Origin of the sequence: Methanobrevibacter sp., from assembly GCF_017409525.1 — an archaeon.
Taxonomy (GTDB): domain Archaea; phylum Methanobacteriota; class Methanobacteria; order Methanobacteriales; family Methanobacteriaceae; genus Methanocatella.
In genome coordinates, this window is the sequence record NZ_JAFQSO010000004.1 from 41686 (window position 1) to 54334 (window position 12649).

Here is a 12649-nt window from a genome sequence, read left to right on the forward strand (position 1 = left end):
ATTAATCACTACTTAATTGATATTCAACCATTTCATCAACTATGTGTAAGAAATTATCTTTACTTTCATAAGGAATCATAGCACCTGCTGCAATATCATGCCCTCCTCCAGTACCACCGAAATTATTTGAGGAATCTTGCAAAGCACGTCCTAAATTAACACCTTTTGAAACCATTTCTCTTGTTGTTCTGCCAGAAATTTTAATATCGTTGTGAAGTCTTGAAAGTCCAAGTACAGGTTTGGAATTGTCCAATAAGTCTACTGACAATCCAATACTTGCAATAGTGCCCATGACTGATTTCAATACCTTATCTTCACTGTATAAGTATTGTATTGAATTCAATTGTTGAGCGCCTTCTTTTTTAACCCATTCAAGACCTTTAACAATCTGGTCACGATACTGGCGTTGCAATTTTAAAGCTGCATCAAGGGCTTGATCTTTTTCGCCTAAAGCTATGCTTAATCCTAAACCTTGTTTTTTATTCTTACCGCATGCATCAAGAATATAAGAGTATTCCTCCAAATCACGCAGCATTGGAACTTGTTTGGCAACAGTATAACAGTCGCCAAAAATATCAGGATTGATATTGATTAAAGCATCTTTCAGTAAATCCTTTTCTTCATCTTCCAAATCAGTGAATTTGATACCATAAGACAAGTTCATACGTTCCAAAAATTCACGGGCCCCGTCCAAATCTCCACTAATGCCTGGAAGAGGCGGTGAAAAAGTATAAGCTAAAGATTTAAAAATCGGTTCTGTTGATTTTGAAACTATTTTTAAACCTTCATGAATTTCTAAATTACCGCTTTCTATTGCATCATCAAGAATTAATTTATTTACACCAGTGAATCCTTCTTGACCTTGCATATCTCCAAATGCACCAACTAAAGCATAATAAGCCAAATGTTTTTTATCCAAGTCACGAATAGCTAGATAGCTAGAACCTGCACCGGATAAATCCTTACTTCCGTCAATCTCAAAAAGATGGGGATTGATATGGACAACATTGCTATCCGCTTCAGTGTCATTAACTTGATGGTGGTCTGCAACTATAACGTCATGCTTATAGGTGTTGAATTCCTTAATGAAAGGACTTCCCATATCTGAAAATATAAATAAACCATACTTCTCACTTCTAAGCTGATTTACCATGTCCTCTTTAAGACGTGGGACGATTGTTGTGTGGAATTGAACATTCTCTTCAGCCAAAGCATTAGCTATAACAGCTGCTGCAGAAATTCCATCCGCATCGTTATGAGAAATTATTCTGATAACAGCATCATTTTCAATATGCTCCTTGAGCATATCAGTAGCTTCACTAGCCCTATTTAACAAGGAGTGCTGCTTCTTTTGGATTATATCTCCAACCTTCTGGTAATTTACCTTCACTTACATAGTAAGAAGATAACCTTCTGATTCTGGATTCAATGATGGTTAAACCTCTTTTAGAGTGTAAGTCCTTAGGGTTTTCTTCTAAGTGGTCTCTGATGTTTACTGCTCTTTTGATTAAGTTTAATAAATCTTCAGGATAGTCTCCAGCTTGACCGTTTCTTTCTAAAATTTCGGTGATTCTTTCACCGGTTACGTCTTTAACAGAAGGAATTCCATATTGGTCTCTTAATACAATACCTATTTCAGAAGTACTTTTACCTTCTCTGTTAAATTTTAAAATCATTTCTTCAATTTCTTTATCACTGTAAGTTACCCATTCTGGTCTTGCCATAATATAAACCTCTTTAAATTTTTTAAATCTTAAATAAGCCCAATTAAGTATGTATTAGAAAAATAATGTTATTCCTGACTGGAATACCATTTAATAAACTTTTCTAAAGAATTTTTTCTATGTGAAAATTGGTTTTTTTCATCAGTTGTAAGTTCTCCAAATGTCTTATTCAGACTAGGAACATAAAAAATAGGATCAAAAGCAAACCCTAAATCTCCTTTTTCTTCAACTGCGATTTCACCTGACACCTTGCCTAAAAAGATCTTGGGCTCAGAATTGGGGGCACAGTACCCAATAACTGACCTGAATTCGGCATAACGGTCATCAGAATCTGCTAATAACTTTAAAATTCCTTGATTTCCAATAGTATCTTGAACATAATGAGAATATGTTCCTGGAAATCCATTTAAAGCTTTAATGAATAAACCAGCATCTTCAACAATCACAGGACAGTCAAGTTCATGACAAGCATATTTTGCGCCTGATATGGCCACTTCCTCAAGAGTTCCTTGAGGCTCTTCGTAACCTAAATCAATATGCTTCAAGTTAATGTCATAATCTTTGAAAATGTTCTCTGCTTCTTTAACTTTATGTTCGTTACCAGTTATAAATGTTATCATATTTTAAAATATGAATGATATTTTTATTATAGTTAACCAAAAAATCAGTGAGTGTATCTTCCACGGGATTCGATGTCTGCAATATGGCTGGCCACTTTATCATTATTATAACCTTTTAAAACTAAATCAAAGTATTTGACCGCCAGATTATAGTCAATGCTTTGCAAAGATTTTTTCAAAACAAGCAAATCAACTGCTTTGTCTTCATCAAGTGGAGAATGTCTTCCAAGTCCAAAGTCAATGAAAACTAATTGATCATCTCTAAGCATTATATTCGATGTGGTAATGTCTCCATGAATAATGTCTGCTGAGTGAAGCTTTGAGATTTCACGGCCTATTCTGAATGCCAAATCCTCATCAATAATATCTTTAACAATTATTCCATCGATTTCTTCCATCAATATTGATTTATCTTCTAGATTAACATCATACAATACAGGTGTAACAACACCCGCCCTTTTAGCATCGGATAATAGCTTAGCTTCAAGCTTACATCTGGACTTTCTAATTTTATTGTCAATTTCAGGAATCCTATATCCTTTAGGAACTCTATCCTTCAAGACTGCAGGTTCACCTAAATAGTGTGATTTAACAATATTCGATTCGGCACCCTTAGCTATCAAATCGTCGCTTAATTTCAAGTAGCTTTTGGAATTATCAATCCAAGGAATATCAACTTCATCAGTTCTGAACTTCTGGATAATTCCTGTATCAGCCAAATCCATTGGACCGAATTCCTTACACATCAGCAAGCCAAGCCATGCAATCATGACACCATTATCACCGCATAACTTCATTTCAGGCATGTAAAATTTGGCACCGTGCTCTTCAGACATTGTCTTAAGCATTTCTCTCAATCTAGAATTTGCAGAAACCCCTCCGCATAGCATAACTTCATCCTTTTGTGTGTGAGACAGCGCCCTTTCAGTTACTTCAACAAGCATGGAAAAAGCGGTTTCCTGAAGGGAAAAGCATATATCCTCCATCGGTGTTCCTTTCTCAGCTTCTCTCAATGCAGCGGACAACAATCCTGAAAATGAAAAATCCATGCCTTTTACAATATACGGCAAGTCAATATAGGAACCTTGTTTGGCCAATTTTTCAATGACAGGTCCTCCAGGATGACCCAGGCCGGTCTCACGACCAAAGTGATCAAGACAATTACCAACGGCTATATCCAAAGTTTCGCCAAAAATCCTATATCTTCCGCTTTCATAGGCAATAACCTGGCTGTTTCCCCCACTTACATAAAGTGATACCGGATTGACAGCACCAGTGTCAAGTTTTCCAACTTCAACATGTCCAATACAATGATTAACACCAATTATTGGCTTGTTTAATGACAGCGCTAAAGTCCTTGCAGAAGTTGCAACAATTCTTAAAGCAGGACCGAGTCCCGGACCTTGTGAAAATGAAACTAAATCAATGTCCTCATATGAAAGACCGGATTCCTCGATAGCCTGAGGAATCAATTTAGGAATCCAATGCGCATGATGTTCGGCCGCAATTCTAGGATGAATACCGCCTTCCTCTGGAAATAGCTGTTTTCCAGCCATGGCAAGAATATTTCCATCACTGTCCACAATGCCCACACCTGTTTTTTCTGCAGTCCCTTCAATTCCCAAACTAATCAAGATTATCAACTGAAAAAATTAATTAATTAGTATATATTACTTAAGAATATAAAAATATTTTTTAAATTTAAAAAACATAAGTGAAAGTATGGGATTTTATAGTGCTAATACTCCAGAACAAAAAAGGGTTAAAAAATTAACCGGAGATATTAACATCAGCGATATGTTTAAAAACGAATGTGAAACTCGTGGAATTCCAATTTACAATGCATATAACATTCAAAAAAGGTTACTTCACGAAGTAGAGCAAGAACAGCTTCATGGTGTTAAAGAAGTCGATGACAGATTGATGGAATTACTTGATGAAAGGTCAAAAAATAAGGTGACACACAGATATGTGGACTTTATTTCAAATGAGGACAGCGCTTCAAGAGGAGTCATACCACCAAGATCCGATGAAAAGGCAGCACAATCTCAAGAAGAAAAAACATCACTACCTCCAAAAGACCAAATTAGAATTCCTCCAAGAGCAAGAGACGGACAAGAGTTCTATAGAGATGACGAACTGCCGGAAATTGAAATGCTTAAAAAAATCATGCTTCAAAACAAGAAAATTATTAATCAGAATAAAATTATCATAGATTTGTTGAAAAAACAAGGTGAAAACAATGATTGAAGGAATTAAAACTTATGGATCTGATGAATTGACCAAAAAACTACAAGAATGTGACGATCCAGTCTTTTTAATTACAATTGGAACTACAGAAACATCATTAATAGATGGAATTTCTGGTGCTGGACCTTCAGCGGATTTAACCGAATACACTCCCGCTTCAGATGTTGAATTTATGGTTTTGGGTGAAGTGAGATGTTGCGAAGCCCCAGCTGAAACAGTTGTTGGCGATGCAGCAGCACCAACCCCTGCAAGACTTACAAAAGCTTCACTTCAACTCTCAAATATCCCATTCGTCGTTGTTGATGCAGGTTCCAAAATCAAACCAGATATCGAATATGTCAGCTTTGGAAAAGAATATGGAAGGGATATCAGAACTGGAAAAGGAGTTTTAAACCCATTGGAAATATTTGAAAACGCAAAGGATTTAGGTTCTGAGCTATCAAGAAGGCATGAAATGCTAATAATCGGTGAAAGCATTGCTGCAGGAACAACTACCGCTTTGGGAGTATTGAGAGCCCTAGGCTATGATGCCAATGAAAAAGTAAGCGGCAGCATGCCATATAATCCTCATGATATGAAAACAAAAGTCGTTGATGAAGGGCTAAAAAATGCGGGACTCGACCCTGAAAAAGATGAAATCGATGCTATTCAAGCAATAGCTGCAGTGGGAGACCCGACATTGCCTGCAATTTCAGGATTGGTTTTAGGATCTGATATTCCAATTATATTGGCAGGCGGAACCCAAATGGCCGCTGTCTGTGCAATAATAAAATCCATAAAACCTAACTTTGATTTTTCAAGAATCAATTTGGCTACTACAGTGTATGTTGCAGGTGATGAAACTGCAGATTTATTCGGAATATTAAAACAAATTGACGAAAGCATTACTGTCAATGTAGTGGACCCTGAATTTGAAAAATCAACTCACGAAGGACTAAAAAATTATTTAAAGGGATTCGTTAAGGAAGGTGCCGGAGCCGGAGGGGCAATGTATACGGCACTCGTTTTAGGAAATTCCCGAGAAAAACTTAGAAAAAGAATAGAAAAAATATGTAAATAGAGATTTAAAATCTCTATAACCTTTTTTTAAAATATGTGAGCTATTGAGCCCATAAATACGACTATGCCCACTATCCAACAGTAGTAAGCGAATATATCCAAACTTCTTTTTTGTATCAATTCCAGCATCCATTTAATGGCCGCATAAGCCGCTATGAATGCTGCTATAAAGCCCAATATTATTGGCAAGAAGTTAACATCAAGAGCTCCACCAATATCTTTAAGCTGGAATACAAAAGCTCCAAAGATAGCTGGAATAGACAATATGAAACTGAATTTTGCGGCAAATTCTTTATCAAGACCTACTGTAAGACCGGCTGCAATTGTAGTACCTGAACGTGAAAGACCAGGTAAGATTGCGCAAGCCTGACCTAAACCCATCCATAAAGCTTCTTTTTTAGTGATGTTATCGTAATTGATATTTCCGCTAGACATCCTTTGGGATAAATAAAGGATTGTACCTGTTACAAATAAAAAGAATGCCGGAACATATAGTGCACCTGAAAAAAGAGACTCTACAGCATCATCAAATAACACGCCGACCAATCCGACGGGAATAGTGGCTAAAATAACATACCAAGCAAGTCTTTTATAGGGATCACTGTAAAATCCTTCCTTAAATCTTCCTTGAAGGATATCCTGGATACTTCCTATCCAAGAGCGAATCATTTTAATTATGTCGCCTCTAAAAAACCACAATACAGCGAGTAAAGATCCTAAATGAAGAAATGTGTCAAAAGCAAGAGAGCTTTCAACACCTAAGATATTCTGGATAAAAACTAAATGTGCTGAACTACTAACCGGTAAGAATTCAGTCAAACCCTGAACTATACCAATAATAATTCCTTGGAGTATATCCATATTTCACACCGCTTAAATATAAGTCATCCAACCGTATTTATCTTCAACTTTAGCTTCAACGATATCAAAGAAAGCAGTTTGTATTTCCTCAGAAATTGGTCCTCTTTTACCAGCACCTATTGTTCTGTGGTCGATTGAACGGATTGGAGTAACTTCAGCTGCAGTTCCTGTAAAGAATACTTCATCTGCAAAGTATAATCTTTCTCTTGAAATGGTTTCTTCAACAACCTCATATCCTAAGTCACGAGCGATAGCCATTATGGAATCCCTAGTAATACCCTTAAGGTTAGATGATGCCATTGATGGAGTGAATAATTTTTTACCTTCAACAAGGAAAATGTTTTCCCCACTACCTTCAGATACATGCCCTTCATAATCAAGCATGATAGCTTCATCAAATCCATTGTCAATAGCTTCAAGCTTAGCTAATTGGGAGTTCATATAGTTAGCTCCACATTTAGCAAGAGTTGGGAATGTATCAGGAGCTGGTTTTCTCCAAGATGAAACACCAATATCTACACCATTAGCCATTCCTTCTTCACCAAGATAAGATCCCCATTCCCATGCAGCGATTGCTACATTAACAGGGCATCCTAAAGGATTAACACCTAATTCTCCATATCCCCTAAATACAATAGGGCGGATATAACAACCGTTTAAATCGTTGATGCGAACTGTTTCAAGGATTGCTTCTGCAATTTCCTCTTGGGTGAAAGGAATATCCATCTTATATACTTTTGCTGAGTCAAATAAACGTTGTACATGTTCTTCTAAACGATATACTGCAACACCCTTTTCATTAGAGTATGCACGAATACCTTCAAAAACGCTAGTTCCATAGTGAACTACATGAGAAAGTAATGAAATATTTGCATCTTGCCATTCAACAAATTCTCCGTCAAACCATACTTTTGTCTTTTTGTCATCCCATGCCATTTTATCACATCATTTTACATTAATGATAGTTAATATATTTTTATTTAGATATAAACATTACTTTTATATTACTTTTTAAGACAATAGAAAGGTATATATAATAAGAAATTCATAATAATATTTGTTGGTTCCGTGGTCTAGTGGTATGATACCTCCCTTACAAGGAGGGGATCACGAGTTCGAATCTCGTCGGAACCACTGTTCTAATTTTTTTGGATTTTAACACATTTAGACCATCCGCTAATTTTTCAATATCATAATTTAATCTAAAATTAATACTTATTTTAACATTTATTTTATCAGAAAATTTCTAAAAAATATGAGTATTGTATAAAATATTTTAATTAAAATAAAATATTGAATAATATTCAAGAAATAAATTTATACAATAGTCAAAAATCGTAAATAATAAAATTTAAATAGTTTTTGAATTAAAATTATAACTATCGAAAAAGGAGATTTAATTATGGTAGTTAAAATTGCTATTATTAAAAGTGGTAATATTGGTACTTCACCAGTAATTGACCTATTGTTAGACGAAAGAGCAGACAGACCAAATATCGATGTAAGAACCTTTGGATCTGGAGCAAAAATGAACCCAGAACAAGTAGAAGACGTTGTACCTAAAATAGACGCTTTCGAACCTGATTTCGCAATTTTCATTAGCCCAAACCCAGGAGCACCTGGACCAGCTAAAGCAAGAGAATTATTATCTGAAAAAGATGTTCCTGCTATCATCATCGGTGACGCACCTGGTAAAGGTAAGAAAGATGAAATGGACGAACAAGGCTTAGGATACATCATCGTAATGTCTGACCCAATGATCGGTGCAAAAAGAGAATGGTTAGACCCAACTGAAATGGCTATCTTCAACTCAGACATCTTAAAAGTACTCGCAGAAACCGGTGCTTTAAGATTAGTTCAACAAACCATTGATGCTGTTATCGCACAAGCAGACGCTGGCGAAGCAATCGAATTACCTAAACTCATCGTTACTGCTGAAAAAGCTGCGGAAGCTGGTGAATTCGCAAACCCATACGCAAAAGCAAAAGCTATTGCTGCATACGAAATGGCTGGATCTGTCGCAAACTTAGACATGAAAGGTTGTTTCATGACCAAAGGTTTCGAAAACTTCATCCCATTAGTAGCTGCTGCACACGAAATCGCTGCATGTGCTGCTAAATTAGCACAAGAAGCAAGAGAAATCGAAAAAGCAAACGACACTGTTTTAAGAACCCCTCACATGAAAGAAGGAAACCCAGGTCGTAAAACAGACTTAATCTCAAAACCAGAATAAGTAGCGTCCTTGCTACTTTACTTTTTTTATTTTTATTTTTTCAAAAAAATAGTCTATTTTTAACTAAAATATTTAAAAAAAAGAAAATATAGTGTAAAAACTATAATACTCCTTTTGTAGAAGGAATTTGATTATGTTCTATTTTAACAGCTTCTTTTAAAGACTTGGCGAATGCTTTAAAGATAGCTTCAGCTTTATGATGGTCATTTGCGCCTTCAGCGGTTCCATAAATATTGATTTTTGCACTGCTTGCAAATGACTCGAAAAAGTGAATTACTATATTGGATGTCATGTCGCCGATTTTTTCATTTTTAAAATCAATGTCCATATTGCAATAACTGCGTCCACTAATATCAATTGCAATGGTAGCCACTGACTCATCCATAGGAACAATAGCATGCGCCATTCTTTTAATTCCCTTTTTATCGCCAATAGCTTCAGCGAACGCTTCACCAAGCAATATTCCAACATCTTCAATAGTGTGATGATCGTCTATTTCAATGTCGCCACTTGCTTGAACATCCAAATCAATCATACTATGTTTTGAAAAAGACTCTAACATGTGATTAAAAAAGTTTACTCCAGTGGAAATATTGTAATCTCCACTACCATCAAGATTCATTTTTATATCAATTTCAGTTTCAGAAGTTTTCCTTGAAACAATAGCATCTCTAGTCATAATTTAACCTATATTTAAATTGATTTAAGCCTCAAGCATTTAGGCATCTTCGCCCGGACGTATAATTTTAATACAATTTGTAGGGCATTCCATTGCACATAATGTACAAACATGACAATATCTCAAATCCAATATATGTGCAACGTTAGTAATTTTCCAAATTTTAGCTGCTTTCGGACAAATCTCTTCACATTTACCGCAGGCGATGCACTTATCCTCATCAACTAAAATTTGTAACACAAAATCACCTATTATAATTTTAAAGTAGCTACAGACATAGCCTTAAATCCAACATAAACTTCTTTTCCTATATTGAGATTTAATTCCTTTTCAGCAGAAACTGTAATATCTGAGCATAGAATAACTCCACCAACATTTACCTTAACACGAATAATCTCACCAATAAGCTTCATTTCAACAATTTTGCCCTTGAGAATATTACGTATACTGGATGTTTGCGGCTCTAACATCAAAAAGATATTATCATAACTAATCAAAGCAAGTATATTATCTCCAATTTGATATTTTCTATTTAAAGGAGCGTTGATCTGGAAATCTTCCATTTTTATAGTCATTACTCCCTTAACATCATTGATATCAATTATTTCCGCTTCAATTTCATTAACATCTTTGTGAAGTTCCATGATTGCATTAATTTTCTTACATTCTTTTAAAATAGAATAACCTTCTTCAGTAAGAGTGGTTCCGCCACCCCCGCCTTTTCCCCCTTTTGTTGTACTAACAATTTTTACATTCAGTGTTGATTCTAATTTTTCAATGTAATTTAGAGCAGTTCTATATGAAACATTGATATATTTTGATGCTTCAGTTAAAGAACCAGTGTCTAAGATAGATTCTAAAAGTTGGTATTTTTTACTATCCAACAAAAAAGAATTTCCATCGACATTGATTTTATATTCAACACCTGCACTAACATCAGCCATTATAAATCCCCCAAAATATAATGATAATTAAAATTTTATTTCTTATAATTTAAATAAGTTTTCAATTATTTAATTTCGAAACTCTATTTTTTCCACTAAATCTAACAATTTATTTAAAATTTTCGAAAGCGGGCCAAATTTAGTGGTATATCCTCTGAAAGTTGCAATATCCTCTTTTGTAAAGAATTTGACTAAAATCAATGCAAAGAAATAAACTATCATGCAAAGAATTATGCCAGGGAATAGGAATAATGTTGTTTTAGGGATAAATAATCCGAAAACAGCCATAATAGCAGAAGCCGCTAAAATTTTAACAACTGGCATGGTTGGAGCTTTGGCTTTTGTTAATTTAAATACAAAATAGATACAAGGCACCATCATTAAAAAACAAGCGATTGTGGTTGCGGCAGCACCACCAGCAATGCCTAAAGATGGAATCAAAATCCAACAAAGAATAGCGGTAAGAATAGAACCGCAAATTAAAATATACATAGGAATCCTAGGATTTCCAATACCTTGAACAATACTTGTGGATATTGTGAAAATTGAATAAAATGTCATTCCTATTGATAAGATCGCCAAAGCGGCTGCACCTGCAACATAAGCGGGATTTTTAAAGTAAAGCAAATGTAGAGTAGGCACGGCAAATAACGCAAGACCTATACACATTGGAACTACAAACAACAATGAAAGTTTATATGACTCTCCAACGTATTTTTGAAGAGCATTTAAATCGTGCACCTTGAAAGCTTCAGAGGAAGCCGGCAGAATTGTAGTTGCAACAGAAGTTGAAATTATCAAAGGCAATCTTGCAATCGGATCGGCAGCTGCGAAAAATCCGACATCGGAAAAAGTTAAAAATTTACCCATGACAATAGTACAAACATTATAAATCAGCATTTCAGCAATAGCTGTAATGATTACAGGAATTGAAAACTTAAGCAAACGTGCCGCTAATCTTAATTCATCGCGGAATGTGAAAACAAAATTTTCACTTGGCTTTGGAATATATTTTGGCATGTAAAATTTAAATATCAGTACTCCGGAAGTTGAAGAAAGAGCAAAACCGATGACAGTACCCCATAATGCTCCAATAGCTGAAAATCCCATCAAAACAAATGCTGTTGCAAAGAAAATCATGGAAATTTGCTCTACAGCACGGGTATATACAATATACTCCATCTTATATACGCCTTGGAATGCACCCCTAAATGCACCGACAACTACACCAAACGGAGTGATTAGCCCTACAATCTGTAAAGGAATCAATGCAAGAGGCTTTCCCAAATAATCATAAGCCAACCATGGAGCGACAACAAAAATCATCAAAAATCCTAAAAACAACCCCAGACATACCATAATCTTTAAAGCCGTGTATATAGTATGCCGAGCCATGTCATGCTCATTGACAGCCTCATATTCTGCTACGAACTTGGCAATCGCCGGAGGAAGTCCACCAGCAGCAAGTGTTTGAAAAATACCTTGGAAAGGTAATGTAACCCCCAAAATACCATAAGAGGCGGGCCCCAATAATATTGCCATTAAAAAGCGGTAAATATAACCTCCAACACGGAAAATTATATTTCCAATGAAAATTATCAAACTACCTCTAACTAACTTACTTGCCATAATATACCTTTAAAAATTAGTTATTATTAATTTTAATTGATTTTAATATTTAAATATACTTATTTAGGAAATTTTTAAATTCCACCAAGGTCCTATCTAAAGACTGCCAACCATAAGAATCGTTTTTAATATCATCTAATGAATCATTTGACCAAAAAGAAGCACCTAAATTAGAACCGAAAGGCCCTCCGCTTACAGGTATTATGCCATGTATCATAAAATATGTAATATTTTTCAGATGTGCAAAATCCTGACCGCCTGTCCTGTCGCCACCGACAGCTATGCTCATCCCAATCTTTCCTCGAAGCAGATTATAGTCAACTGCTTCCAAAGCTCGAGTTCTATCCATTATAGTCGCCAAATTGCTACTTATTCCTCCACTTTGAACAGGAGTGGCCAGAATTATGCCGTCGGCTTCCTGAAGGCCCCTATACACATCAGCCATGTCATCTTCGATTATGCATCTTTTATGCTCCAAGCAAAAATCGCAGTGCATACATGGCTTAATGGATTTGGCCTGACAAGTGAATATCTCACAGTCGAATCCGTCCTCTTCAAGTTGATTTAAAGCATTCTTTAAAACATGCTCTGTCGTGTTATTTCTAGGACTAGCACAGATACCAAAAATTTTCATAAAAATAGTTTGTAAA

General features: G+C 35.5%; 14 protein-coding genes and 1 tRNA gene. 4 read left to right on the forward strand and 11 right to left on the reverse strand.

What is annotated here, in order from left to right:
* Position 1: 1 nt before the first annotated feature.
* The 4 genes from IJE64_RS01810 to IJE64_RS01825 all read right to left on the reverse strand — a co-directional run bounded on the left by IJE64_RS01810 (position 2) and on the right by IJE64_RS01825 (position 3987).
* Positions 2-1336 (reverse strand): DHH family phosphoesterase, encoded by a 1335-nt coding sequence (locus tag IJE64_RS01810; protein ID WP_292781630.1) that lies wholly within the window; start codon positions 1334-1336, stop codon positions 2-4.
* Positions 1326-1724, reverse strand: coding sequence for a 30S ribosomal protein S15 (locus IJE64_RS01815; protein WP_292781187.1), 399 nt, complete (start codon positions 1722-1724; stop codon positions 1326-1328). The genes IJE64_RS01810 and IJE64_RS01815 overlap by 11 nt, the downstream gene beginning before the upstream one ends.
* Positions 1725-1792: 68 nt before the next feature.
* Positions 1793-2344, reverse strand: a complete 552-nt coding sequence (locus IJE64_RS01820; protein WP_292781190.1) for an XTP/dITP diphosphatase — start codon at positions 2342-2344, stop codon at positions 1793-1795.
* A gap of 44 nt (positions 2345-2388) precedes the next feature.
* Positions 2389-3987 carry a bifunctional N(6)-L-threonylcarbamoyladenine synthase/serine/threonine protein kinase gene (locus IJE64_RS01825; RefSeq protein ID WP_292781193.1) on the reverse strand — a complete coding sequence of 533 codons (1599 nt, stop codon included), beginning with the start codon at positions 3985-3987 and terminating at the stop codon, positions 2389-2391.
* Between the two features lie 79 nt (positions 3988-4066).
* Here IJE64_RS01825 and IJE64_RS01830 point away from each other — a divergent pair, with 79 nt between their 5' ends.
* Positions 4067-4594, forward strand: a complete 528-nt coding sequence (locus IJE64_RS01830; protein WP_292781196.1) for a hypothetical protein — start codon at positions 4067-4069, stop codon at positions 4592-4594.
* Entirely contained in the window at positions 4587-5654 is a 1068-nt protein-coding gene (cobT, locus tag IJE64_RS01835; RefSeq protein WP_292781198.1) for a nicotinate mononucleotide-dependent phosphoribosyltransferase CobT, read from the forward strand. Before IJE64_RS01830 ends, cobT begins: the two co-directional genes overlap by 8 nt.
* 26 nt (positions 5655-5680) lie before the next feature.
* On the opposite strand, the gene uppP is transcribed toward cobT, so the two are convergent.
* A complete protein-coding gene (uppP, locus tag IJE64_RS01840; protein ID WP_292781200.1) occupies positions 5681-6514 on the reverse strand; it encodes an undecaprenyl-diphosphatase UppP in 834 nt (277 codons plus the stop codon).
* A 12-nt stretch (positions 6515-6526) separates the two neighbouring features.
* A complete protein-coding gene (locus IJE64_RS01845; protein ID WP_292781202.1) occupies positions 6527-7450 on the reverse strand; it encodes a branched-chain amino acid transaminase in 924 nt (307 codons plus the stop codon).
* Between the two features lie 126 nt (positions 7451-7576).
* Between IJE64_RS01845 and IJE64_RS01850 the strand changes: the two genes are divergently transcribed.
* Together IJE64_RS01850 and IJE64_RS01855 are read left to right on the forward strand one after the other, a co-directional pair.
* Positions 7577-7648, forward strand: a tRNA-Val gene (locus IJE64_RS01850).
* A 268-nt stretch (positions 7649-7916) separates the two neighbouring features.
* On the forward strand, positions 7917-8747 hold the full coding sequence (locus IJE64_RS01855) for a F420-dependent methylenetetrahydromethanopterin dehydrogenase (RefSeq protein ID WP_292781204.1): 831 nt from the start codon (positions 7917-7919) through the stop codon (positions 8745-8747).
* Positions 8748-8847: 100 nt separating this feature from the next.
* On the opposite strand, the gene hisB is transcribed toward IJE64_RS01855, so the two are convergent.
* The 5 genes from hisB to IJE64_RS01880 all read right to left on the reverse strand — a co-directional run bounded on the left by hisB (position 8848) and on the right by IJE64_RS01880 (position 12633).
* A complete protein-coding gene (gene hisB / locus IJE64_RS01860; RefSeq protein ID WP_292781206.1) occupies positions 8848-9426 on the reverse strand; it encodes an imidazoleglycerol-phosphate dehydratase HisB in 579 nt (192 codons plus the stop codon).
* Between the two features lie 39 nt (positions 9427-9465).
* Positions 9466-9666 carry a 4Fe-4S binding protein gene (locus IJE64_RS01865; RefSeq protein WP_292781208.1) on the reverse strand — a complete coding sequence of 67 codons (201 nt, stop codon included), beginning with the start codon at positions 9664-9666 and terminating at the stop codon, positions 9466-9468.
* A gap of 11 nt (positions 9667-9677) precedes the next feature.
* Complete coding sequence (locus IJE64_RS01870; protein ID WP_292781210.1) at positions 9678-10370, reverse strand: TOBE domain-containing protein; 693 nt, start codon at positions 10368-10370, stop codon at positions 9678-9680.
* 69 nt (positions 10371-10439) lie between these two features.
* Positions 10440-11999 (reverse strand): oligosaccharide flippase family protein, encoded by a 1560-nt coding sequence (locus tag IJE64_RS01875; RefSeq protein ID WP_292781212.1) that lies wholly within the window; start codon positions 11997-11999, stop codon positions 10440-10442.
* Between the two features lie 49 nt (positions 12000-12048).
* Positions 12049-12633, reverse strand: coding sequence for a flavodoxin family protein (locus IJE64_RS01880; RefSeq protein WP_292781214.1), 585 nt, complete (start codon positions 12631-12633; stop codon positions 12049-12051).
* Positions 12634-12649 lie beyond the last annotated feature (16 nt).

Excerpts from the sequence above, each read along its gene's own strand:
- IJE64_RS01875 (WP_292781212.1), bottom strand. The coding sequence starts at position 11,999 with ATGGCAAGTAAGTTAGTTAGAGGTAGTTTGATAATTTTCATTGGAAAT.
- IJE64_RS01820 (WP_292781190.1), bottom strand. The coding sequence starts at position 2,344 with ATGATAACATTTATAACTGGTAACGAACATAAAGTTAAAGAAGCAGAG.
- IJE64_RS01830 (WP_292781196.1), top strand. The coding sequence starts at position 4,067 with ATGGGATTTTATAGTGCTAATACTCCAGAACAAAAAAGGGTTAAAAAA.
- cobT (WP_292781198.1), top strand. The coding sequence starts at position 4,587 with ATGATTGAAGGAATTAAAACTTATGGATCTGATGAATTGACCAAAAAA.
- uppP (WP_292781200.1), bottom strand. The coding sequence starts at position 6,514 with ATGGATATACTCCAAGGAATTATTATTGGTATAGTTCAGGGTTTGACT.
- IJE64_RS01870 (WP_292781210.1), bottom strand. The coding sequence starts at position 10,370 with ATGGCTGATGTTAGTGCAGGTGTTGAATATAAAATCAATGTCGATGGA.
- hisB (WP_292781206.1), bottom strand. The coding sequence starts at position 9,426 with ATGACTAGAGATGCTATTGTTTCAAGGAAAACTTCTGAAACTGAAATT.
- IJE64_RS01815 (WP_292781187.1), bottom strand. The coding sequence starts at position 1,724 with ATGGCAAGACCAGAATGGGTAACTTACAGTGATAAAGAAATTGAAGAA.
- IJE64_RS01845 (WP_292781202.1), bottom strand. The coding sequence starts at position 7,450 with ATGGCATGGGATGACAAAAAGACAAAAGTATGGTTTGACGGAGAATTT.
- IJE64_RS01880 (WP_292781214.1), bottom strand. The coding sequence starts at position 12,633 with ATGAAAATTTTTGGTATCTGTGCTAGTCCTAGAAATAACACGACAGAG.
- IJE64_RS01855 (WP_292781204.1), top strand. The coding sequence starts at position 7,917 with ATGGTAGTTAAAATTGCTATTATTAAAAGTGGTAATATTGGTACTTCA.